This window comes from Paenibacillus yonginensis, from assembly GCF_001685395.1.
Classification (GTDB): domain Bacteria; phylum Bacillota; class Bacilli; order Paenibacillales; family Paenibacillaceae; genus Fontibacillus; species Fontibacillus yonginensis.
The window spans coordinates 1891594-1916799 of sequence record NZ_CP014167.1 but is presented as its reverse complement, the minus strand read 5'-3'; the positions used below and the strand labels follow the sequence as shown (position 1 = coordinate 1916799).

19 protein-coding genes are annotated in these 25206 nt (G+C 50.5%); 15 read left to right on the top strand and 4 right to left on the bottom strand.

Going from position 1 to position 25206, the window contains the following annotated elements:
* Positions 1-135: 135 nt before the first annotated feature.
* From AWM70_RS08795 to AWM70_RS08765, 7 genes are all read left to right on the top strand, one after another.
* Complete coding sequence (locus AWM70_RS08795; RefSeq protein ID WP_068695576.1) at positions 136-1899, top strand: cache domain-containing sensor histidine kinase; 1764 nt, start codon at positions 136-138, stop codon at positions 1897-1899.
* Entirely contained in the window at positions 1900-2916 is a 1017-nt protein-coding gene (locus AWM70_RS08790) for a response regulator transcription factor (protein ID WP_068695574.1), read from the top strand.
* Positions 2917-3038: 122 nt separating this feature from the next.
* On the top strand, positions 3039-4346 hold the full coding sequence (locus tag AWM70_RS08785) for an ABC transporter substrate-binding protein (protein WP_068695572.1): 1308 nt from the start codon (positions 3039-3041) through the stop codon (positions 4344-4346).
* An 83-nt stretch (positions 4347-4429) separates the two neighbouring features.
* On the top strand, positions 4430-5305 hold the full coding sequence (locus tag AWM70_RS08780; protein WP_068695570.1) for a carbohydrate ABC transporter permease: 876 nt from the start codon (positions 4430-4432) through the stop codon (positions 5303-5305).
* Between the two features lie 17 nt (positions 5306-5322).
* Positions 5323-6189 carry a carbohydrate ABC transporter permease gene (locus tag AWM70_RS08775; protein WP_237167868.1) on the top strand — a complete coding sequence of 289 codons (867 nt, stop codon included), beginning with the start codon at positions 5323-5325 and terminating at the stop codon, positions 6187-6189.
* A 75-nt stretch (positions 6190-6264) separates the two neighbouring features.
* Entirely contained in the window at positions 6265-8322 is a 2058-nt protein-coding gene (locus AWM70_RS08770) for an alpha-glucuronidase family glycosyl hydrolase (protein WP_068695567.1), read from the top strand.
* 83 nt (positions 8323-8405) lie between these two features.
* The gene (locus tag AWM70_RS08765; RefSeq protein ID WP_068695565.1) at positions 8406-11879 is read left to right on the top strand and encodes a glycoside hydrolase family 2 TIM barrel-domain containing protein; all 3474 of its coding nucleotides are present in this window, start codon (positions 8406-8408) and stop codon (positions 11877-11879) included.
* On the opposite strand, the gene AWM70_RS08760 is transcribed toward AWM70_RS08765, so the two are convergent.
* The 4 genes from AWM70_RS08760 to AWM70_RS08745 all read right to left on the bottom strand — a co-directional run bounded on the left by AWM70_RS08760 (position 11842) and on the right by AWM70_RS08745 (position 14146).
* Positions 11842-12051, bottom strand: a complete 210-nt coding sequence (locus AWM70_RS08760) for a hypothetical protein (RefSeq protein WP_068695563.1) — start codon at positions 12049-12051, stop codon at positions 11842-11844. The two genes, AWM70_RS08765 and AWM70_RS08760, sit on opposite strands and share 38 nt — an antisense overlap.
* Positions 12052-12068: 17 nt before the next feature.
* Entirely contained in the window at positions 12069-12314 is a 246-nt protein-coding gene (locus AWM70_RS08755) for a helix-turn-helix domain-containing protein (protein ID WP_169823420.1), read from the bottom strand.
* Positions 12280-12540: a hypothetical protein gene (locus tag AWM70_RS23240; RefSeq protein WP_068695559.1), complete on the bottom strand. Its 261-nt coding sequence runs from the start codon at positions 12538-12540 to the stop codon at positions 12280-12282. The genes AWM70_RS08755 and AWM70_RS23240 overlap by 35 nt, the downstream gene beginning before the upstream one ends.
* Positions 12541-13567: 1027 nt before the next feature.
* Positions 13568-14146, bottom strand: coding sequence for a beta-class carbonic anhydrase (locus tag AWM70_RS08745; protein ID WP_099093076.1), 579 nt, complete (start codon positions 14144-14146; stop codon positions 13568-13570).
* 226 nt (positions 14147-14372) lie between these two features.
* Between AWM70_RS08745 and AWM70_RS08740 the strand changes: the two genes are divergently transcribed.
* The 8 genes from AWM70_RS08740 (at position 14373) to mutS (ending at position 25186) form a co-directional block, all read left to right on the top strand.
* A complete protein-coding gene (locus tag AWM70_RS08740; RefSeq protein ID WP_068695555.1) occupies positions 14373-15890 on the top strand; it encodes a carboxypeptidase M32 in 1518 nt (505 codons plus the stop codon).
* A 189-nt stretch (positions 15891-16079) separates the two neighbouring features.
* Complete coding sequence (locus AWM70_RS08735) at positions 16080-17078, top strand: ABC transporter substrate-binding protein (RefSeq protein ID WP_068695553.1); 999 nt, start codon at positions 16080-16082, stop codon at positions 17076-17078.
* A gap of 25 nt (positions 17079-17103) precedes the next feature.
* Entirely contained in the window at positions 17104-17889 is a 786-nt protein-coding gene (locus AWM70_RS08730; RefSeq protein ID WP_068695551.1) for an ABC transporter ATP-binding protein, read from the top strand.
* Between the two features lie 47 nt (positions 17890-17936).
* The gene (locus tag AWM70_RS08725; protein ID WP_237167910.1) at positions 17937-18725 is read left to right on the top strand and encodes an ABC transporter permease; all 789 of its coding nucleotides are present in this window, start codon (positions 17937-17939) and stop codon (positions 18723-18725) included.
* A 129-nt stretch (positions 18726-18854) separates the two neighbouring features.
* Complete coding sequence (locus AWM70_RS08720; RefSeq protein ID WP_068695549.1) at positions 18855-19835, top strand: aromatic acid exporter family protein; 981 nt, start codon at positions 18855-18857, stop codon at positions 19833-19835.
* 82 nt (positions 19836-19917) lie between these two features.
* On the top strand, positions 19918-20466 hold the full coding sequence (gene cotE, locus AWM70_RS08715; RefSeq protein WP_068695546.1) for an outer spore coat protein CotE: 549 nt from the start codon (positions 19918-19920) through the stop codon (positions 20464-20466).
* Complete coding sequence (locus tag AWM70_RS08710) at positions 20399-22240, top strand: putative amidoligase domain-containing protein (protein ID WP_169823419.1); 1842 nt, start codon at positions 20399-20401, stop codon at positions 22238-22240. The genes cotE and AWM70_RS08710 overlap by 68 nt, the downstream gene beginning before the upstream one ends.
* A gap of 156 nt (positions 22241-22396) precedes the next feature.
* Positions 22397-25186 (top strand): DNA mismatch repair protein MutS, encoded by a 2790-nt coding sequence (gene mutS, locus AWM70_RS08705; protein WP_068695544.1) that lies wholly within the window; start codon positions 22397-22399, stop codon positions 25184-25186.
* Positions 25187-25206 lie beyond the last annotated feature (20 nt).

Genomic DNA, 25206 nt, shown 5'->3' with positions numbered 1-25206 from the left:
CTTTTGTTTGGAATAGGAAAAGGCTCTCTGATACAATAATTTAATAGATTTAGGGGATGTTCCTATTCCGGCTTATTCTCAAGAGTGAACGTAAGGAAACGTCCCTTTTTCTTTTCGTTGACTGGAGGCAGAAGCATGCGAATATTACGAAAATATTGGGAAGCGCTTACTTTTCAGAAAAAAATGATCTTTACTTATTTGCCGCTGGCACTTGTCCCTATGATCCTTCTGACCGTGCTGTCAAGCTTGATTTACAGCAATCAAATTACGAAAAATACGGATAGCAATGTAGCTAATACGGTTCATCTGATTAACGATCACTTGAACACTTATTTGAGCGAATTAACGAGGTTGTCCGTACTGCCCTATTACAACAATAAGATTTTAGACATCATGGCAAAAACGGGGAACATTAGCGATTCGGAGTTTAATCAGACACAGATTTTGTTGTCCCAGGCAATCCGCAATCCGCGTCAGGATTTGCAAAGCGTGTTCCTTTATCGGCGCGATGGGCAAATCTTCTCCAGTTCGATCTACAACGCGAATATTAACTACCAATACGATTTCCAAAACTCCCCATGGTATCAAGAAGCGGTCAAAGCAAACGGCAAAGTAGTCTTCACGGGAAAAGTCAATGACGCTCGCATCATTAACCGTCCGGAGCCTGCCTTCTCTATTGCTCGTGCCATTAAAGTCTATAATGGGCCGATTCTTGGGGTGGTCATCATAGACGTTAATTTCACGGGACTGGAAAGCATTTTCCAAAGTGCTAATCTGGGCAACGATTCCAATTTTGTTGTTCTGGATCAAAACCGCAATGTGATCTATAGCAAAAACGACCGTTATCTTTCGGCCCTGCAGGGGCTAGATCCTCACCAAAAGATTGTGAAAAGCAATGGTGAAAAGCTGATCGTGAACCAACTGGAATCCGCGGATACAGGATGGAAAATCGTAGGGATTGTCTCGGAATCCGAGTTGAATGCGGGAAAGGATATTTTATATAACATTATTGCAACCGTGTCGGCTGTCATTCTAGTAGTTGTTTTGATGGTATCGATTTTCTTGTCCAACACGATTACAAAACCTCTCAAGACGCTGCGGAGGCTGATGGGAAGCGTTGAGAAAGGGAACTTTAATGTTGCCTTTCAGTCGCTGAACGGCAATTTGGAAATTAGTCAGGTCGGCCGGGCGTTCAATAAAATGAATCAGAGAATCGACGAGCTGATCAACCAGGTATTGGAGTTCCGTTATAAACAGAAGGAAGCGGAGCTGAACAATTTGAAGCTGCAAATCCGGCCGCATTTTCTCTTCAATAATCTGGAGGCCATCCGCGCGTTGGCGGAGATAGATGACCGGGAAGGGATCAAGGAGATCACGACGGCTCTCGGCGGTATGCTCCGCTATAGTTTGAAGAAACAAAATTCCAAGGTTAAGCTCCGCGAGGAGATTCAACAGGTTCATAATTACATAAAAATCGAGCAGATTCGCTCGGGGAACACGTTGACTATGGAATATGATGAAGATCCAGCTCTACTGAATTGTCTGGTTATCCCGATTTTGCTGCAGCCTGTTGTGGAGAACTGCATTCATCACGGCTTCGATCAGGCAGACGGCATGAAGTGGATCAAACTGGAAATCAAGGCTTGTGAAGAGGGAATCCGGATCAAAATTCAAGATAACGGTATTGGCATGAAAGAGGACGAATTGGCCATGCTGAATGCCTATTTGACTGGTGAAGCAAATGAGCTTGCGTTTGGGGACTCCGGCATTGGACTCAAAAACCTGCATACCCGTATTCAACTGGAATATGGCAGTCCTTATGGCTTATCTCTAACAACTGTATATGGATCAGGGACGACCGTTGAAATACGGGTTCCAAGAATCGAAGGGGGAATATGAATGCTCAGGCTGCTGGTTGTAGACGATGAATGGCTTATTCGCAAAGGGGTCGTTCGTATGGTGCAAAGGCTTCTCCCCGAATGGGCGATTGAAGAGACGGCAAACGGGAAAGAAGCCATAGAGCGGATTGAGCATTCCGCCTTCGATTTGATTTTGAGCGATATCAAGATGCCTGTTATTGACGGGATTGCCATGCTGGATAAACTTACGGAACAAGGCAGCCGGATTCCTGTGGTCTTTCTTACGGGTTATGAAGAGTTCCCGCTTGTACGTGCCGCGCTGCGCCTTCGTGCTTACGATTATTTGCTAAAGCCCATCCATGATGAGGATCTCCTTACCGTGTTCGCTAATTTCGAGCGAGATTTCAGAAGCATCAAGGTGCGCTCCGAGTCAGCGCATGTGCAGCTGCAAAGATTTGAATTCCAATTGACTAACGCCCTGGAATCGTTTGATTCGGAGCGAGTTGCGGCGGTCATTGAGGAAGGACAAGAGTTACTGAGGAAATCCATGACGATAACTCAATACGTGGATGAAGTAGTGCGGATTGTTAATTATTTCTTTGGCAGATACCGGCTGTACGGCTTCGACAAGGATATTCGAATATCTTCCAATGACCTGAGCAATTTATCGAATATTCGCCATGCGATTCATCTTCGGTTCACCTATGTACGGGATTTTGGACCGAATGAACTGAGCGATAACAAAACGATTAAACTGGCCAAGGAATATATTGCCGATCATCTTTATGATTCTCTGACGTTGGCGGAGGTCGCGGATTATGTACATTTCAATCCGACTTATTTCAGTGAATATTTTAAAGAGAAAAGCGGCGAAACTTTTATTCAGTACGTGACCCGTATGAAGATTGAGAAAGCGAAAGAACTGCTGGTAGAAACGACAATGAAAATTAATGATATTTCCGATTACCTGGGTTATAGAAATCCACGATCGTTCACGAAGGTATTCAAGATGTTCCTCGGCTTGACGCCGACAGAGTACCGTAATCAGCCCTCATAATCGGAACTCCCGAAGAATAGTTCCTTTTTCCGAAGATTAATGCGTTTTCAAAACTAACCCCCTACTCTAAAATGAAAGGCAGATGATCGCGACATCGAAAAAAAGATGTGGGGGTTTTACGAATGAATCGTTTGAAGATGTTATCGATCGGCGTGTTGATTGCCGTATTCAGTGCGACTGTGTTAACTGCGTGTTCGTCCAACTCGTCTGATTCGGGGGCCTCATCGTCGAATGGGACAACTGCTTCAGGAAAGAAAGTAACTATCAATTATTATGACTGGACCGATGAACAGGTTTATATGGACAAAGTTGTAAACGGTTTCGAGAAGAAATACCCCAATATCAAGGTTAATGCCAACTACATTCCGACAAGTGATTATCAGCAAAAACTGCTGGTCAATCTGTCAACTGGCGAAGACATGGACGTTTTTGCAACTTCAAGTACATCCAACTTGGCCGAGTATACCTCCAAGCAGGTTTTGGAACCCCTCGATGATTTAGCAACTTCCAGTGATTTGGCCGGCATTTCGGAATCGATTAAACAATTGAATTACGAAGGCCATATTTATGGGCTGCCTTACCGAACGAGCAAATGGGTTCTTTACTATAACAAGGATATATTTGATAAAGCCGGAGTCGCCTATCCGGACAGCTCGTGGACCTGGGACAAGTATGAGCAGGTAGCCAAACAGCTTTCGAGCGGAAGCGGCCAAAACAAAGTGTATGGCTCGATGAGTTATCAGGCGGAGAACAACTGGTGGCGTGTGCTTGCCAATATCAAAGGCGCAAATAATCCTATGAAACCAGAGGATCTTCAGGAATTCAAGAAGGTCCTTCAATATTATTATAATTTGACCAATGTGGACAAAGCTCAGCAGCCGTTCAGTGAGCTGGTCGGAAATGCCGGCAATGATTATGCGGGGCGTTTTCTCCAGGGAAATGTAGGCATGATGTGGAATGGGGACTGGGCCGTGCAGCAGCTGAACGATACCATTTCGAGCAAAAACGTGAAGATGAATTATGATGTGGCTCCGCTTCCGCACTGGGAGGGCTCGGAACCGGCAACGACCGGCTCCTATTCGGTTGTGATGGTCAATAAAGAATCAAGTCACATGGATGCAGCTAAGACATTTGCAGCGTATGTAGCTTCAGAAGAAGCCGCCCAAATATTTGCCAGCAACGGATTGTTAACTCCATGGAATACAGACTCGGTCAAGCAGGCGTTCCAGTCCAATGTGACAACTCCTGAACATGTAAGTGTTCTTAACGATCCGATCAAAGTATTAAGCCAGGTTCCAATGGACCCTCTGTACAATCAAGTTATGAACATCATGAAGGAAGAGACCACCTTGTATCTGCTGGATAAGCAGTCTTTGGATAAGACTATACAAAACATGCAGAGCCGCTTCCAGAAAGAAGTTCATTCATAAAGTAAATGGCATTATGATCGGGAGAAGCTTATTACCTTGTAAAAAGCTTTTCCCCTAATTCTTTACGGCCAAGGGGTGAACGTATGTTCGTAAAAAGTGTTAAGAAATACGGTGTTGCCTATTTGTTTCTAGCTCCAAGTTTGATTGGGCTTCTGGTATTCACCTTATATCCGGTATTGGATTCTTTATATTTAAGTTTTACGAGATGGGATGGACTCACGCCGGTTCAGTGGATCGGACTGGAGAATTACCGTCATTTATGGTCAGATGAAACCTTTAAAATTTCACTGCTCAATAATCTGTATTACACAGTGGTTACCGTTCCGCTGACAATTATTTTGTCTATCTTATTGGCGCTGCTAATGAACGCTAAAGTCCGCGGTATTAATCTGTTTCGCGTCTTCTATTTTTTTCCGAACATTACAGCTTCTATCGCAGTGGGTATCATCTGGGGAGCTATGTTTACGCAATACGGACCGATCAATACGATTCTTAGGTTTATTGGGGTGAGTAATCCGCCGGCATGGCTGGCTTCGACTTCTCTTGCGCTTCCTGCAGTTATGCTGGTTAGTATCTGGAAAGGTGTCGGCTACAATGCGGTCATCCTGTTTGCCGGTCTGCAGGGGGTGCCGCGTCATTTGTACGAGGCTGCCGAGCTTGACGGTGCCAACCGGTTCAAGAAATTTATCCATGTCACGCTGCCCGGATTGTCGCCTGTTATTTTCTTTAGTGTCGTGACGGGAATCATCAGCTCCTTCCAGGTATTCGATACTGTGATGGCTATGACGCAAGGAGGACCGGGCAGGTCGACCAACGTCCTTGTTTATTACATCTACAACTCAGCTTTCCAAAACTATCATTTCGGCGCGGCTTCTGCCATGTCCTATGTGCTGTTCGTTATCATCTTTATCCTTACATTGGTCCAGCTTCAAATGCAGAAGCGCTGGGTTACGTACTGAAGAAAGGGGGGATCTCTGTGGAGATAGCCATCAACGACCGTTCGCGGACAGCGGGTTTGCGTAAGAAGGGATTTTTTCGAAAAGGAATCGTTTATCTCTTGCTGCTGATTATTTTAGTGGTTACGATTTTGCCGTTCGTCTGGATGTTATCCGCCTCGCTTAAGAATCAGGCTACGATCTTTCAGCATTCCATGCAGCTTATTCCCAAAGATCCAATATGGTCCAACTATAGCGACGTGTGGCACAAAGTGCCTTTCGCAACCTTTTATTGGAACACCATCAAGGTAACGTTCCTGTCTACTGCAGGTTCTTTAATCTCGGCTTCACTTGCGGCCTACGCTTTCGCCAAACTGAAGTTTCCGGGCAGTAACAAACTGTTCCTGTTATATCTGGCAACCATGATGATTCCAGGCCAAGCGATCATGATCCCGCAATTTACCACTATGAAACATCTGCATCTTGTTAATTCTCATTGGGCGCTCATTCTGCTCCATTTGTTTAATCCTTATGGTGTCTTCCTGCTTCGGCAGTTTTTCGTACAGTTGCCCGGCGATTTAAATGAATCGGCGCGTATTGACGGCTGCTCTGAGCTGGGGATTTTTGCCCGGATTATATTACCGTTGGCGAAGCCTGCGCTTGTTACATTGGGTATCTTCAGTCTGCTTTGGTCATGGAACGATTTCCTCCAGCCATTGATCTACTTGAGTAAAGAGAAGCTGTACACGATCCAGATGGGAATTCGTTATTTCCAGCAGCTTAATGGAACCGATTATCCATTGATTATGGCGGCCACGACGATGTCTCTTATTCCAATTATCATCATCTATTTGTTTGCCCAACGTTATTTTATCGAAGGCATCGCGGTCACCGGAACAAAAGGATAAGCAGTGGTCTTACAAAATCAAGCGTACACAAGGAACAGAGGCAGGAGAGAACAAAAGGGATAGGAGGAGATCAAGATGAAAGAGGCCGCGCAAGCCGGATATGAAGCCTGGTTGAGAAAAAGGACTGTGACGGACCAGACCCAATTATCTTTAATAATGAGATGGACAAATGGGATTGTCCTGGAAGAGGACGATCGTTATATCCAAACGGCGGCATCCGAACTGGCGGAGATGATTGCAGCCTGGACTGGCAGACGTCCGAGTGATTCCGTTCCGGGAGATGGGGGAGGATGGCTGCGGATCGGGACGTTTATGGGTAGTTCCGAGGTTGCCAGAGCCTTCAGTGAAGAAGAAATGTCGGTGGTCCAGGAGGACGGATTCCGACTTCGGCGGCTCGGTGAAAGGGTCCTCATAGCCGGAATGACCGGCCGGGGTGTGCTTTACGGAGCTTTTGCTTTCCTGCGTTTAATGCAAACAGGGGATTCGCTTGACGAATTGGACGAACTGAGCAATCCGGCTAACAGCCTGCGGCTGATCAACCAATGGGACAATGTGGATGGAAGCATAGAACGGGGATATTCGGGGCAGTCGATTTTTTATGCGGAAGGCGAAATCGTCCGCGACTTGTCTCGGGTCCGTGATTACGCACGACTGTTAGCTTCGGTAGGAATCAATGGCATCGTTATCAATAACGTCAACGTCCACAAACTGGAGACGATGTTTCTGACCGAGAAATACCTTCCAAGGATCGTTGAAGTGGCGAATGTCTTCCGCACCTACGGTATTCGCCTGTTCCTCAGCATCAATTTTGCCGCGCCGATCGAACTGGGGGATCTTCCGACTGCCGATCCCCTTGACGAAGCGGTGAAGGACTGGTGGAAGGAGAGGGCAAGAGAGCTTTATGGAAGAATTCCCGACTTTGGCGGGTTTCTGGTTAAGGCAGACTCCGAATTCCGTCCCGGACCATTCACATATGGCCGGGATCATGCGGATGGAGCCAACATGCTGGCGGAGGCGTTAGCCCCGTATGGAGGCCTTATCGTCTGGCGCTGCTTTGTCTACAACTGTAATCAGGACTGGCGCGATCGGAAGACGGATCGTGCTCGCGCCGCTTACGATCACTTCACTCCGCTGGACGGCCGGTTTATGGATAATGTCGTGCTGCAGGTGAAGAATGGTCCGATGGATTTTCAGGTACGTGAACCGGTTTCTCCATTGTTTGGAGCAATGCCGAATACGAACATGCTGATTGAATTTCAGATCACTCAGGAATATACCGGACAACAGCGCCACTTATGTTATCTGGTACCGCAGTGGAAAGAGGCGCTTGATTTTGACACGTATTTGCGGGGTGAGGGATCGACGGTCAAAAAAGTGGCGGATGGCTCATTGTTCGGCCGGCCGCTGGGAGGATTTGCGGCAGTGTCCAATATTGGCAGCGATGCCAATTGGACCGGGCACCCACTGGCTCAGGCGAATTTGTATGGTTACGGGCGGCTTGCCTGGGATCCGGATCTGTCAGCTGATGGAATAGCGGTAGAATGGACAAAGCAGACATTTGGTCATAACGACTACGTTATTCGGACTGTTCTTGCCATGCTGATGTCCTCTTGGGGCGTATACGAATCGTACACCGCACCGCTTGGCGTCGGCTGGATGGTCAAGCCAAATCATCATTACGGGCCTGACGTTGACGGCTACGAATATTCCATGTGGGGAACCTATCATTTTGCAGACTGCCGTGGTATCGGTGTTGACCGGAGTGTCCATACGGGAACAGGATATGCGGGGCAATATCATAGCCCCCATTCGGAACGATTTGAATCTGCGGAGACAACTCCGGACGAGCTGCTGCTCTTTTTTCACCATGTTCCTTATAGACATCGGCTTCATTCCGGTAAAACAGTCATACAGCACATTTACGATACGCATTTTGAAGGTGCCGAACGGGCTGAAGAGCTGGTCGATCAATGGGAAGGGCTAAAGGGATACATCGATCATAATATTTTTGAACAGGGACTAAGCCGCTTTCAAGAACAAGCCGAACATGCCAAGGAGTGGCGTGACGTCATCAATACTTATTTCTGGCGTAAAAGCGGCATCGCGGATGAGCAAGGCCGTACCCTTTATTAATGTTTATGAAAGGGGCTGTCCTCCCAAGGTCAGTCCCTTATTCGATTCCCTCTATATACAAACAAACAAGGAGTGGTACAGGAATGAGCCTCAAAAAGATTTTTAATAACGATTGGTTTTTCTCCAAGCATCCGCTTCAAACCAGCTTCGAATCTGTAAAACACGGCGAGGTGGAATGGAAGTCCGTAACGATTCCTCATGATTGGTTGATTGAGGATCCTAATCACTTCTACGAAGACGGGGATGGCTGGTATCGTAAAACCTTTGATTTGCCTGAACAAGATCCAGGAACCCGGTTGACATTACGTTTTGAAGGCGTCTATATGGACTCAACGCTTTACGTAAATGGAAAGGTTGCGGGCGTTTGGAAATACGGTTATTCGACCTTTGAAATGGATATTACTCCCTTTGTTCATGCTGGCCGTAATGAAATATTTGTCCATGTTGTCCACCAGTCTCCAAATTCCCGCTGGTATTCCGGAGCCGGAATTTACCGATCCGTGTGGTTAAAATCATATCCCGACACCCATATAGCAGCAGATGGAATCTATATTTCGACTTCAAACGACAACGGTGCATGGTTGGTGGAGGTTCGCACAGAAATAGTGTTAGGGGAACAAAAACGTGAGACTGATTCGGCCCCGGACCTCAAGCTGCGTTATACCGTATTGGATGCAGAAGGGGAATCTGTGGTTAGGACGGAATCTAGTCTATTGAATATAAACACAAACGATGCAGTCTTGTCTGTAGACACTAAAATCCCGGTAGAACAGCCTGAATTATGGGACCTAAACCGGTCTTACTGTTACAAACTTAAAGCGGAGCTGCTGGAAGGGGGTACGGTGATCGAAGAAGAAACACAAAACTTCGGATTCCGTACAATGAAGTTCGATAGCCGGAAAGGTTTCTTTCTGAATGGAAGACAAGTTAAGCTCCATGGTGTCTGCCAGCATCACGATCTGGGATGTCTGGGAGCGGCTGTTAACAAGGCGGCATTGAGAAGACAGATTATGTTATTAAAAGAAATGGGCGTTAACGCCATTCGTACCGCACATAATATGCCAGCTGTAGAATTAATGGATTTGGCAGATGAGATGGGAATATTAATGGTGTCGGAAGCATTCGACATGTGGGAGAGACCAAAGACAACCTACGATTATGCCCGGTTCTTCCCGGAATGGTGGCAAAAGGACGTCGCCAGCTGGGTGCGTCGTGACCGTAATCACCCTAGCCTGTTAATGTGGAGTATCGGAAATGAAATTTATGATACTCATGCTGATGAGCGCGGACAGGAATGGACGCGGAGGCTTCGGGACGAAGTTAAGCGGCACGATCCCAAGTCTAACGCTGTTGTTACAATCGGATCTAATTATATGCCTTGGGAGAACGCGCAGAAGTGTGCCGATTTAGTAAAATTCGCAGGTTATAATTATGCCGAAAAATACTACGAACAACACCATGAATCTCATCCTGACTGGATCATTTATGGCAGTGAAACTTCTTCTACGGTACAGAGCCGTGGCGTTTATCATTTTCCTCTGGCTCAATCCGTGCTGGCAGATGATGACGAGCAGTGCTCCTCCTTAGGGAATAGTTCCACAAGCTGGGGGGCAAAAAGCACGGAGAGCTGCATTATTGCTGACCGGGACGCCGAATTTTCTCCTGGCCAATTCATTTGGACGGGCTTTGACTATATTGGGGAACCGACCCCCTACCATACGAAAAACTCTTATTTCGGACAATTGGACACGGCAGGATTTAAGAAGGACTCTTTCTATATCTATCAAGCAGAATGGACCGACTATCGAGTGAATCCGATGGTTCATTTATTCCCCTATTGGGACTTCTCTGAAGGCCAATTGATCGACGTGCGGGTTTGTTCAAATGCCCCTCAGATCGAATTGTTTCTGAACGACAAATCATTGGGTGTCGTTTCCATCGATCATCAGCATGGGCAAAAGCTGCTTGGTGAATGGCAAATTCCATACCAACCAGGATGTTTGAAAGCAGTCGCCTACAATGAGAAGGGAGAACCTATAGCGACGGATGTCCGCCACTCGTTCGGCGATGCGGCCAAACTTGTGCTTAAAGCTGATAAAAACAATATAAAAGCGGATGGATCCGATTTGCTGTTTGTAGAAATATCAGCTGCTGACTTTGCAGGCCGTTCGGTAGACAACGCCAATAATCGTGTAGTAGTAACCGTTGAAGGACCAGGCAGGCTAGTTGGGCTGGACAATGGAGACAGCACGGACTACGACTCTTACAAAGCTAACAATCGCCGAATGTTCAGCGGCAAGCTGTTGGCTGTCATTGCTGCCGATTTGAATCCCGGTACCCTAACGATACGTGCAGACTCACCTGGGCTGCAACCTGCTGAACTTACAATACCGGCAATAAAAATGAACCAGGATGCCGAAGAGTGTTCGCTCTATGATTACCGGACTGCAGCGGTTTCCGGTTCATCCATAAGTAACCATGAAATACCTGTTCGAAAGCTCGAGATTATTTGTCCAAAAGGTAATCTCTTGACTCCTGACAACAAGTCGCTACCGGTTCGGGTGAACATACACCCTCATAATGCCACATACCAAGAGGTGGAATGGAGGGTTACTAACGCTGCGGGTATAGATACCAATATTGCTGTTCTGGATTCCCATGGACATGAAGCCGTTATTACGGGATTGGGAGACGGAGACATTTATATTCGCTGTGCGACCAAAAATGGTGCTGATCACATCCGCTTGTATTCTTTAATGGAATTTCAGATCGAGGGTATGGGAAATGCTTATTTAAATCCTTATGAATTCGTGTCAGCGGGACTTCATAGCGAATCCAGCTTAAATTTGACAAACGGCAATGAGCGGGGAGTCGCAACCGCACGAGACGAAGAAAGCTGGATTTGTTTTGAAAATATTGATTTCGGAACCTACGGCTCGGATGAACTTACGCTCCCGATTTTCGCATTGGATGGCGAAGAGTTTCCGATTGAAATTTGGGAAGGGGTGCCAGGTAAAACCGGGGCACAACCTCTTGCAAAAGTTACGTATCAGAAACCGTCAAAATGGAACGTCTATCAAGAAGAAACCTACCGATTGCCCCGGCGATTGCGCGGGACCACTTCTCTCACCTTTATTTTACGACGAAAGATTCATTTGAAGGGTTTCCGATTCACTGAAATTCATAAAGCTTATGAACGGCTGAGCGCTCTAGATAACACTCATATTTATGGGGACTCCTTCACACTTGCAGCAGATGCTATTGAGCAAATCGGCAATAACGTATCCCTTGTTTATGAGGATATGGATTTTGGTGAAGCGGGGGCCGCAAAGTTGGTTATCTGCGGACATTCGCCGATTGATAAAAATACGATTCATATTCTCTTGAACGGGCCTTGTGGAGAGAATAAGCAATCCGTGGACTTCCATTATTCCGACGGTTATTGCGAACGAGAGTTTGAGCTTGAGTGCATTAAAGGTTTGCAAACCGTCACCTTTGTATTTTTGCCTGGCAGTCAGTTCAATTTAAAATGGTTTCAATTTCTGCCCGTTCAATGATGGCGGATATTTCTAAGGTAAAACTTTTCAAACCCAATACGAAGATCACAGCAATATGAGATGAAATTTTTAATTTAGGTTCGCTTGGGGATTTGAGCATATGAAGCAAAGAAACGGAAGTCTGCTTTTGCAGGATTTCCGTTTCTTTTGCTTTGCTTGTTTTTTTGCCCAATGCTAATGCTCCGTCCCTTAAGCATTTTGAGACCCGGCATTAAATTTGCGGTAATCCTGGGGCGTTAACCCCGTTTCCTTGCGAAAAACATAGGCAAAATAGCTGGGGCTTTGAAAACCGCAGGTCATGGCGATCTCGCAGATGGTTCGAGTGCTCTCCACCAGCATCTCACGGCTTTTGGCGATCCGGTACCTCATTAAATAGGTGTTCGGAGTTTGCCCGATGTATTTATTGAACAATTCGCAGCATTTGCTTCGGCACACGGCCCCCGGAGGCTGCCACATCCTCCAGCGTGATTTTTGTGTCGTAATGCTGCTGGATGAACCCTGTCATTTTCCACAGTGTTGTCCGAAACCATTCTTTTGCGCGATCCGACGGGTTCTGCTGAACATGGTCTCCCAATTGGGCGCATAGGGACACGGCCTGCGACAGCAAACGTAACGGATTGCGCGTCTCGCTGTGCATCTCCTCATAGATTTGACGGACCAACAGCAAAACCTCCCGCTGATTAAGAAGAGGTATCTAAGTCGAAATTTAAGATTAATAAGTTTTATAATTTTAGAGTGAAAAAGTCCGGTGACCTTTTCGACACTCTGTTTTTATATGCGAGACTTTTTTATAAAAATTGGTTTAACAAATCCGAAAACCCTTATTTTATAAGTAATAAGGCAATTTTAACCCCATGCAAAAACAGGAGGTTTCTCAATAGCCTGAAGTTAATATATCCAGACCGGTGAACTTAGTTGAAATTTTAAGGGGGGATGCTCTGATTCATCTTCAATAAAGTCGGCGTAAAGCTTTATAACTGACTTTTTATGAATGGGGAACTGTGAAATTATTTTTTATCAATTACTATCGTTTCCGAATACGGTTCATTTCTGTTTAATTCAAAGGGGTAGCAGAATCTTTGGTTGTTTCCGGAAGTTGCACTTTTTTATTTTCATTTAACAGTTCTAATGAAAACAATGGATCACTGTGAAGAATCGAAATTGAATTTTTGTCTCCGGTGTATTCAATGCTGGTTTGAAATTGAAATGTATCCTTCTGTTCTGTAATAGGTTTGGTACTCAACCGAATTGTGTAGTCAGGATACCGTGTCTCTGAAACGATAACCCCATTTACATGATAGATTGAGATTTTTCTGAGCGGTCTATATCCTTATCTGAACAACCCATTATAAAGATCGCTATGATAATAATTAAGATGGAAGTTCTAACACAGTAATCACTCCTTTGGTCGATTAAGCTCCAGTCCATTTATATATTTGAAACATTATTTTCCAAAATATTGCACGCCAGAGGCAGACCGTGGGGCCAGCAGAGGGCAACCGCAAACGGCAACCAACACTCAGCAACCAACACCCAACGACCAACAACCAACAACCAACAACCAACAACCAACAGAAGGCAAACCTGCTGCCGATATCAGCTGCCTGCACCCACTCAGAAGATAAAAAAGCCTGCACCGCAAATGACTCAGCGGTGCAGGCTTTACTTTTGCTTAATAGTCTGCCCTATTAAAGCGCAGCTTTTTCCTCCAGCGTTCCGTCCACCACAAGCTCCAACTCGCCGGTTTTGGAGTCGATGACCATGCCGTGAACCGGTACGGTAGCCGGAAGCAGCGGGTGATTTTTGATGATGCCGACCGTTTCAATGACACCTTCGCGTTCGGAGTCAAAGCCGCGCAGCCAATTCTCCAGCTTGATGCCGGAATGCTTCAGCGTGTTCAGGACATCATCGGAAATTCCGCGTTCCTTCATGGAGTTAATCATCCGGTCCGCATTCAGGGAGGCCATGCCGCAGCCGAGGTGCCCAACCACGATCACTTCTTCAGCTCCAAGCTCGTAAATCGCAACCAGGATGCTTCGCATAACCGATCCGAAAGGGTGAGAGACGATAGCGCCGGCGTTTTTAATGATTTTGGCATCACCGTTGCGCAGATTCATTGCTTTAGGCAGCAGCTCGATCAGCCGAGTGTCCATGCAGGTTACGATTGCGAGTTTCTTTTGCGGAAACTTATCAGTGACATAAGCTTCATATTCTTTGTTGGCTACGAATTCCTTGTTGAATTCCAAGATAGATTGAATTTTACTCAAGATCATTTCCTCCGTTCTTTTTCAGCAATGGATGTGTCAAACGTGTTTCGGCGGACGATCATGCCATAATAAAGTTAAAACCCAAAATAAATCGGGTACTTAATAAAGAATGCGCGGCAAAACCGGTATAAATGTGACATGGATCACGCTCATTAGTTGATTATAGTGTTTTTAAAAAGTATCATCAATAGAGTAAGTTAATTTACCAGTGGAGGGACGCTTGACTATGGAACAGGAATGGAAGCAAAAGCTTGATCAATTCCGTGAATTGAACAAAAAAATCAAAAGCTATAACGAAGCTGTTGCGCTTATGGCCTGGGATTTGCGGACCGGGGCTCCGCGCAAAGGGGCAGCAGCCCGTGCAGAAGCACTGGGCATGTTATCTACGGAAGCGTTTAAATTGGGTACCTCCAAAGAAATGGGAGAGCTGCTGGCTTCGCTGAACCGTCCTGAAGTGCTGGAGCAGCTGAGCGACATCGACCGCAGAACCGTGCTTGATGTTCAAGAGGATTATGACCGCAGCATTAAAATCCCGGCGGACAAATTTCAAAGCTATATGGTGCTCACCGCCCATTCGGAAACGCTGTGGGAAGACGCGAAAGAGAATTCCGACTTTGCGGGCTTTGAGCCGAATTTGACGGAAATCGTGGCTAAAACGCAGGAATTCATCGACTACTGGGGTCCCCGCGCTACCCGTTATGATACCCTACTACATATGTATGAACCGGATTTGACCTCCGAGAAGCTGGATGAGGTGTTCGGCCGTTTGAAAGCCCGCCTTGTGCCTTTAGTCGAAGCGATTCAGGCCTCCCCGAACAAACCGGATACGGAGTTCCTGAACCAGCTGTTTGACAAAGGCCAGCAGGAGAAATTCGGCTTGTTCCTGCTCAAGGAAATGGGCTACGACTTTGAAGCCGGACGCCTCGACGAAAGCGTGCATCCGTTTATGATCGGCCTCAACACCGGGGACATCCGGGTTACAACCAACTTCATTCAAGACGATGTAACGAGCTCGATCTTCAGCTGCCTGCATGAAGGCGGTCACGCCCTTTACGAGCAAAACCTGAATCCGGAGCTTGAAGGCACGCCGCTGGCAACCGGAACCTCCATGGGCATTCATGAGTCGCAGTCCCGTTTCTGGGAGAACATGGTCGGCAGAAGCCGCGGCTTCTGGGAACATTATTTCAAGGATTTGCAGCAGCATTTCCCGCAGCAGTTCGATAACGTAACGCCAGAGCAGTTCTATCGCGCCGTCAACAAGGTGGAGAATTCTCTGATCCGGATCGAAGCGGATGAACTGACTTACAATCTGCATATCATCATCCGTTATGAAATCGAGAAAATGCTCTTCAACGACAATCTGTCCGTCAAAGAGCTGCCGCGCATTTGGAACGAGAAATACGAGCAGTACCTCGGCATCGTTCCTCCAAACGACGGCGTAGGCGTGCTGCAGGACGTACACTGGTCCGGCGGAAGTTTCGGCTACTTCCCGTCTTATTCGCTCGGCAACATGTACGCCGCTCAATTTGCGAATACGATCCGCAAGGAAATTCCGAACTTCGATGAATTGATTGCCAAAGGGGAGTTTACCCCGATTCGCGAATGGCTGACCGAAAAAATCTACCGCTACGGCAAAAGCCGCAAGCCGGCCGAGCTGATCAAGGACATCACGGGCGAAGACTTGAACCCGGATTACCTGGCGGATTATCTGGAGAGCAAATACAAAGCGATTTACGGCCTGTAAGCTGACTTGGCTCAGCAGACCACAACAAGACCGAAACCCGGCGTTGCCTGGGTTTCGGTCTTTTTTTACGGCCAATCAGCCAGCCTGGTGACTTCTTCTCCTGTCCGGCGGGTTTTAACCTTTTGGGCGGGCCTTGCATACAGTGAGATAAACCCACAAGAAAGCTGCACAGTGAAAGGATGGATGAGCATGAAGAAACCGCGTATCGCCGCTGCGGCCCTAGCGATGCTGGTTGCAGTCCTTCTGCTGAGCGGCTGCGGAGCAAAGGACGGGAACATCAAGATCGGGGAAGTGACCCGTTCGGTCTTTTACGCCCCGCAGTATGTCGCTTTGGAGAAAGGCTTTTTTAAGGATGAGGGGCTGAATGTAGAGCTCCAGACAACGGCCGGTGGCGACAAGACGATGACCGCCCTTCTGGCCGGACAGATCAACGTGGCGCTGGTCGGCGCCGAAACGTCGATTTATGTGTACCAACAGGGAGCCGAGGATCCGGTTATCAACTTTGCGGGCCTTACGCAAACGGACGGCACATTCCTGGTGGCGCGTGAGGATAAAGGAGCTTTTGACTGGGATCAGCTTAAAGGGAGCATCTTCCTCGGACAGCGCAAAGGCGGCATGCCGCAAATGGCAGGCGAATTTACACTGAAGAAACACGGCATCGATCCCCATGGCGATCTGGAACTGATCCAAAACATCGATTTTGCCAACATTACAGCGGCATTCGCTTCCGGCACAGGCCAATATGTCCAGCTGTTTGAGCCGCAGGCGTCGATTTTTGAGAAAGAAGGCCGGGGCCATGTTGTAGCTTCCTTCGGTACGGAAAGCGGCAAACTCCCTTATACCGTGTTTATGGCTAAACAAAGCTATATCAAAAACAATCAGGAGAAGATCCAGAAATTCACCAACGCTCTGCAGAAAGCCCAGACTTGGGTGCAGGAGCACTCGCCGGAGGAAATCGCTCAGGCTATCGCTCCTTACTTTAAAGATACGGATATGGATATTCTGACCAGTTCGGTGAAGCGGTATAAAGAACAAGGCACCTATGCCGAGACCCCGGCTATTACCGAGGAGCAGTGGAACAATCTGCAGAATGTAATGGAATCGGCGGGCGAGCTGAAAGAAAAAGTCGAGATGCAAAGTGTTGTAGATCCGGCTTTCGCCGAGAAAGCGGCAGGGGACGTTAAGTAACAACATCCGGAAAGGAGCGTGCGGGATGACCCAACCTGTCATTGAACTGCGGAACATCAGCCACGTGTATGTCACGGACCGGGAGGCGACGCTGGCCCTGCAGGATATCAACCTGAAAGTGGAGCCCGGAGAATTCGTGAGTCTTGTAGGACCAAGCGGATGCGGCAAAACCACGCTTCTCTCCGTGATGGCTGGACTGCTGAAGCCGTCGACGGGGGAAGTGCTGCTGGACGGCAAGCCGCTTAAGGCGGGCAGCAACAAAGCCGGCTATATGCTTCAGCACGACTATTTGTTTCCTTGGCGGACGATTCTGGATAATGCCTTGATCGGTCTGGAGCTGACCAAACAGCTGACCAAAGAGCGGATTCAGAAGGTGAAGGATCTGCTGGACGGTATGGGACTGGGCGGGACCTGGAACTTATATCCGAGCCAGCTGTCCGGCGGCATGCGGCAGCGGGTAGCGCTCGTCCGGACTTTGGCGACTGACCCGGATGTGCTGCTGCTGGATGAGCCGTTCTCTGCTTTGGACTACCAGACCAAATTGCAGCTGGAAGATTTGATCGTGGATACGCTTCGGGAACGGAAGAAGACAGCAGTGCTCGTCACCCATGATTTAAGCGAAGCTATCGCGGTAAGCGACCGGGTGATTGTGCTGGCTGCCCATCCGGGCCGGATCCGTACGACCTTTGATATCCCAAAGGAAATCCGGGAAACGGCTCCTTTCTACGCGAGGGATCAGGAAGGTTTTGCCGAGCTGTTCCATCAGGTCTGGAAGGAGCTTGAGGCCGAGAAGGAGGAGGTGCAGCCGTGAACGGAACCGGGAAAATACAAAGCAAAAGCTTGGACTCGGGGGATTGGGTGCGTGAGGAATTTGCCCGCTACCAGAGACAAGGCAAACGGACGACAAGGTGGGTCCGGACGGTTCAGTTGTTCATTCTGCTGGCGCTGATCGGCTTCTGGGAGCTGGCGGGCCGCATGCGCTGGATCGACGTGCTGATCTTCAGCTACCCATCGAAGGTATTCCGCCAGATCGGCCAGGATGCCTGGAGCGGCGAGCTTTGGCCGCATATCGGCATGACGGTTACGGAGACGGTCATCGGCTTTCTGCTTGGCACGCTTGTAGGCACGCTGCTGGCCGTGCTGATCTGGTGGTCGCCGTTTCTGTCCAGAGTTCTTGATCCCTATATGGTTGTCTTCAACAGCATGCCGAAGGTGGCGCTTGGACCGATCTTTATCGTCATGTTCGGCGGCGGATTTACGGCGATCGTGGCAACGACGTTGTCCATAACCGTTATTACGACGACTTTGGTCGTTTATACGAGCTTTAAAGAGACCGATGCCAATTACATTAAGGTCGTCCGAACCTTTGGCGGCAGCAAAAGAGATGTATTTGCCAAGGTGATGCTGCCGGCCTCCTTCCCGGCTATCGTCTCGACCTTGAAGGTCAACGTTGGCTTGTCATGGGTAGGGGTTATCGTCGGCGAATTCCTGGTGGCCAAAATTGGCCTCGGCTACTTGATTATCTATGGCTTCCAGGTGTTCAACTTTACGCTGGTTTTTGCCAGTCTGGTGATCATTGCGATTGTCGCTACCCTGATGTACCAGCTGGTAGTTTATCTGGAATCGGTTCTGGTGAAGAGGCGCTGAGCCTCTTTGCTTTTTTTTATATAGAGATGTTCCATCCTATGTAACGTGGACAAGCAGCGGGCACGGTGGAATAATGGGTAAAGGAAGAAAACGGCACAAGTATAAAGAATGGAGAGTTGAAAGGGATTTATGGGATTTCGGGTTATTAAGACAGCTATTGCGACATTGATTGCCATTCTGGTAGCGGACACGGCCGGCATACCGGGCGCCATGTCTGCGGGGCTCCTTGCCATTTTGGGCGTTGATGTCACCAGAAAAAGAAGCCTGAGATCGGTCTCGGCGCGTTTTTTCGCCTCGGTGGTTGGCCTTGTATTATGTTTTATTTTATTCCGTTTCATCGGCTTTCAGATTTGGGTGCTGATCGTGTATATTCTGGTCGGGTTCCCGCTGATTGCCAAACTTAACTTTAAGGAAGGGATTGTAACCAGCTCCGTCTGCGTGTTTAGGGTCTTTAACGGGGGCGATGTCAGCTTCCATATGTTTATTGAACAAATTTTGCTGCTGGTGGTTGGTCTAGGCTCGGCGATGCTGGTTAATCTGGTTTATATGCCAAAGGAGGAAGACAGGCTGGCGTCAATCCGGCGTGAGGTCAACCGGCTGTTTGCTACGATCTTCCAGCATATTGCCGAAACGCTGCGAAATCCTGAGGATGAGTGGAACGGGGAAGAGCTGATTTTGGCGGAGAAAATGATTGATAACGGCGTAACCCTCGCTAAACGCGGGCTGGAGAACCAGGTCATTCATACGGATGAATCCTGGGCCGTATATTTCTATATGCGCAGAGAACATCTGGACCGGATCGAAAGCATGATGGAGCTGATTTCCCAGGTTTATCGAAAAATGCCGCAAACGGAGCTTGCCGCGCGTGTCTTCGACCAGCTGAGCGCGGATGTTCTCGAACCTCATTATACCGGCAAAACGGAGCAGCGGCTGCGGCAGCTGGAGGCCGATTTCAAAGCCATGGAACTTCCTGCGACCAGAGAGGAATTTGAGATGCGGGCCGCTATTCTGCAGCTGTGCCGCGAGCTGAACGAATATTTGAATATCTCGAAACGGGATAAGAAACCTTTGAAGGCCGGGAGAGAGAAGGCCGTGCTGGAAGGAAAATAAGCGTGGAATAAAAATAGTTGTCACCCTGGGCGACTGTCCTGCATACACATGAATTGAATGATTGTATGGAGGAGGTTCGAAAATGCCATCGAAATATCAAAGTAGAGAGATTATCACGAAGGCGATCTGCGGCAAAGGTCGTAAGTTCTCTACCGTAACACATACCGTGACTCCGCCTCACAATCCGTCGAGTATTCTGGGGGCCTGGATTATCAACCACCAATACGAAGCGGTAGCTGCGGGAGACGGAATTGAAGTTATTGGTACTTACGATGTCAACATCTGGTATTCCTATGACAAAAACTCGCAGACAGCCGTGGCTAAGGAAAAAATATCCTATGTGGAGAACGTTCCGCTGACCTATCTGGACGGCAGACACCGCTCTTCCACAGTGGAAGTAACCGCGGAAGCCATCCAGGAGCCGAGCACCGTTGAAGCAACGGTATCCGGCGGAGGCAGCGTTCTGATCCGTGTGGAACGCGAGTTCGCCGTTGAGCTCGTCGCTGAAACCAAACTCAATGTACTCGTATTGCCTGGCGGGGATGATTACGAGGACAAAGATTTTGACTTTGGCGGAGATGACGGGGATTACGACGATTTGGACCCTGATCTTCTGGACGAAGATCTGTAAGACGAAACTCGCCCCACAAGCACCAACAATTGATGTATGTTATGCAGCTGTGATGGCAGCGGAGAGGGCGTATGCCCTCTTTTTTTTGGTTTATTTATTTTGGGGATCAGCACCTCAACCGAGAAGGAGATGGCCGCCGATGAGCCGGTATTCCGACCAGCAGCTTCATCATCCTATAGAAATCTATGTCGGAGAAGGACCCGAAGCAGACCGTTTTGTGCGCCGATTGAACAAGGAGCTGCTGCGTCTTATGGCGGAGGCGGGGCAGGCAGGGGAGCAGGAGCCAGAGCGGGGACAAGAGAGAAGCCGGGAAAAGGATCAAGAGCTGCAGCAAGCTCGCCGCCATAAGCCGGCGGAGCTTTCGGGCTGGCTGGCGGCGGGGTTGAAGCCGCTGCCGGAAGGGGCGGCGCCGCTGCGGATGAACAGCGGCGCGCAAGCTTTTGCCGCGCGCTCTGCGGCAGCCGCGGCGCGGCGCCTGTCCTTGGCCGGGCTGGTGCCGGCCAGGCAGGGCAAGCGGCGTGACGGGTACCGCCGCCGCTTTGAAGTGACGGTCTTCGGCGTTCGTGCGGTGCACACGGCCGAAGTGGGAGGCGTGGGCGCCGGCTCCAGCCTTGGCGCTAACGCCGGCGCCGCTGGCGGTGTTGGCGTTGGGCAAGAGGAATCCTCTCAGCCGGATTCCCCTTGGCACCGCCGGCTGGAGAAACTGGCCGTCAAGGCGCTCTATACGCAAGGGCTGGACTTTGGACAGGTGACGCTTGAAGCCGGGGATGCCGGCTGGGAGATTGCCCGGATGACGGCCTGTCCGGCGTTCAGGACGCCCGAAGCCGCCCGAGCTTTCGCCGCAGCGGTGCTTGAGACGGCTGAAGGCTGGCGGGCTGAAGCCGAGAGGGGGGCAGAGCGGCTGGTGAACGGCCGTTCTGCCGGGGCGGTCGGGCAGGCGGAGGATCCGGAGCTCTTCGGCAGCGGCAGCGGTGACTTGCTGCTCGGCATGGACCCCGAGTTCCTGCTGTTCGACCCGGGCGCCGGCAAAATCATCCCGGCCTCCCGGTTCCTCAGCCGAACCGGAGCCGCCGGCTGCGACTCCGTCTGGATCCGCGGCCGCCGCCGCTTCCCGCTGGCGGAGCTGCGCCCGGATCCGGCGGGCGAGCCGAAGGCCGCCCTCCGCCAGCTCATGGGCGCCATGCGCGAAGCCGCCCGGCAGATCGGCGATGCGCCGCTCGCCTGGCTGGCCGGCGGCCTGCCGCAGCCGGGGCTGCCGCTCGGCGGCCACCTGCACTTCAGCGGCGTGGTGCTGACGCCGCAGCTGCTGCGCGCCCTGGATCACTTCCTGGCGCTCCCGGTCGCGCTGCTCGAGGACAGCCGCAGCGCGTCCAGACGTCCGCGCTACGGCTGCCTCGGCGATTTCCGCCGGCAGAGCCACGGCGGCTTCGAATACCGGACGCTGCCCAGCTTCCTTGTGTCCCCGGTGGTGACCAAGGGAACGGTTGCGCTGGCGCTGCTGGTGGCGTCCGTCTACAAAAGCGGCGCGCTGCCCGAGGTCCCGCCTCTCCCTGCGTCCGCGCTTGAAGCCTTCTACACGGGCGACCGGACGGCCCTTCGACCGTTTGCCCTGCGGGCGCTGGAGCAGGCGGAGGCGCTGCCTTCTTTTTCAAGCTACCAGCTTTATATAGATCCGATGTTCAAAGCCGTTCGGTCCGGGCGGACCTGGGACGAAAGCGTGGATATTCGCAAAGCCTGGAAGCTTGCGGGGAATCCGCCTGGACAACGGGCGTAAGAGAATATCCGGGAGGAGCCGTTAAGCTCGCAGCGAATTTCGACATACTGTCAGCAGCCGTTGTTTTTTCATGTCTTTTCTCTCTATTCGAGCGGCGCATAGACTGTGCTTTTCTGATATAATAGAGTTCTATGAATGGGCATGGGGGTACGTCAAATGGCAAAATTTACGCCGATGATTGAACAATATTTAAGCGTGAAGGAAGAAGCGAAGGACGCTTTTTTGTTTTTCCGCTTGGGCGACTTTTATGAGATGTTTTTTGATGATGCGATTCTCGCCGCCAAAGAACTGGAAATTACGTTGACCGGCCGGGCGGGCGGCGCCGACGAGAAAATTCCGATGTGCGGCGTTCCGTACCATTCGGCCGAGAACTATATACAAAGATTGATTGAGAAAGGCTACAAGGTTGCGATCTGCGAGCAGGTTGAAGATCCGGCGGCAGCCAAAGGCGTGGTAAGGCGCGAAATCGTCCGGGTTGTGACCCCGGGAACGGTCATGGAGGGCAAGGCGGTTGCGGAGAAAAGCAACAACTATATGGTCGCTGTCACTGAAGTGGATCATGTTATGGCGATTGCCGCCTGCGACCTGTCCACCGGTGAGCTGCATGTGACGTCTGCACCTAGCAATCAGGAGTGGCTGCGCGATGAAATTAACATTTATTCGCCGTCCGAAATGATCGGGGATGAACAGCTTCTGGCCTGGATCAAGGAGCAGTCCGGACCGCTGGGCAAACCGGTGGTTTATTCGCCGCGCGCCAAAGCACAGGATGAAGTTGGCCGCAAGCAGTTTGGCGAAGCAGCCTGGATCCGGCTGGAGCCGGAGCGGCGGGCCTGCGTGGCGATGCTGGTCGCTTACCTGGGCGAAACCCAGAAGCGTTCGCTGGGCCAGCTCAGCAGAATCTCTGCTTATGAGCCGGAGCAGTACATGATTCTCGATCCGTTTACACGGCGGAATCTGGAGCTGGTGGAGACAGTCCGCGACCGCTCTAAGAAAGGTTCGCTGCTCCATCTGCTGGACCGGACGGAGACGTCGATGGGTGCGCGGCTTTTGAGACGGTGGGTGGACAAGCCTCTGCTCTCCCGCAGTCAGGTGGAAGTGCGGCTTGAGGCCGTCGAGGAGCTGTATGGAGCCTTTATGCTCCGCGAGGATTTGAAGGAGAAGCTGAAGGGCATTTACGATTTGGAGCGGTTGGTCGGCCGGATTGCGTTCGGCACGGCCAACGGCCGCGATCTGAATGCGCTCAAGCTGTCGCTGCTGCAAATTCCGGAGCTGAAGGAGCTTTGCTCGGGTTCGGCTTCGGCGACATTGGGCCGCATCGCTTCGGGCATGGATGACTGCGGCGATCTAGCCTCGCTGATAGAAGAAGCGATTGCCGATGATCCGCCCGTTTCGGTCCGCGACGGCGGTCTGATCCGGCCTGGCTTCAACGCCAAGCTGGACGAGCTGCGAGAAGCGTCGACGAACGGGAAACGCTGGATCGCCGATCTGGAAGCGGCGGAGCGCCAGGCGACGGGCATTAAGTCTTTGAAGGTCGGCTACAACAAAGTGTTTGGTTATTATATTGAAATTACGAAATCGAATCTGACTTCTCTGCCTGAAGGCCGGTACGAACGCAAGCAGACGCTGGCGAACGCGGAGCGGTTTGTAACACCGGAGCTGAAGGAACGCGAAGCGCTGATTCTGGAAGCCGAGGACCGGATGCTCGATTTGGAATACGGGCTGTTCTCGGAGGTGCGCGATCAGCTGAGCGCCAACATTCCTCGTCTGCAGCGTCTGGCCGAAGCGGTCGCCGAAATTGATGTGCTGCGTTCTTTGGCCGCGGTTAGCGCGGAGTCCGGGTTTGTCAGACCGGTGCTGACGGACGGTTATGATTTTGTCGTCGAGAACGGCAGACACCCCGTTGTAGAGACAGTGATGGAAGGCAGCAGCTTTATCGCCAACGGAACGAATCTGAAGCGGGACGCCAGCATTCTGCTGATCACGGGACCCAATATGGCCGGCAAAAGCACTTACATGCGCCAGGTGGCGCTGATTTCAATCATGGCGCAGATCGGCTGCTTTGTTCCGGCCGGGCGGGCAGAGATTCCGATGGTGGACCGGATCTTCACCCGCATCGGCGCTGCGGACGACCTGATTGGCGGCCAAAGCACCTTTATGGTGGAGATGGCGGATATTCAGGTCATGACGGAGAAAGCTACGCCGCGCAGCTTGATCATCATCGACGAGCTTGGGCGCGGGACATCCACGACCGAAGGCATTGCCATTGCCCAGGCCGTGATTGAATATGTGCATGACGTTATCGGCTGCAAGGCGCTGGTCTCGACCCATTTTCACGAGCTGGCTCATCTGGAATCCGGCTTGTCCAAGCTCCGCAACTATTCGATGGCGGTTCAGGAAAGCGGCGATAAGGTCCATTTCCTGCGCAAGCTTGTTCCCGGCGCGGCAAGCACGAGCTACGGCATTTATTGCGCCAAACTGGCCGGTCTTCCGGCAGCGATCACGGACCGGGCTTCAAGTCTGCTGGGCGACCTGGAGAAGGTCTCGGTTCTGGCGGTGTCCGGCGAAGCTGTCAAGGCGGCTGTGCCGGAGCAGGCTTTGAGCACGGCTGCCCCTGATGCGGCCGGGCAAGCAGATTCCGGCCGTTCCGGTATTCGGCTGCCGGGAGCCGGCGGTTCCGAGGTGCGGTATTCTGCCCAAGAGACCGCGGACTCGGGGAAGGCTCTGGCCGAAACGGCCGCAGCCGCCGAGCAGGAGGTTGTGCAGCTCTCCATCTTTGGAGACGAGCAGGCGGAACAGGCGGTGTCCGGTTCGGCTGCTTCGGCCAAAGAAGAAGCGAAGCTTCGCGGGCTGGTGAAGCAGCTCAAACAGGCCGACATCATGAACATGACGCCGCTGCAGGCGATGGGACTGCTGAATGAACTTAAGATGAAAGCGAAAGATTTGTAAGTTTTCAGGTGTCTTTTTCA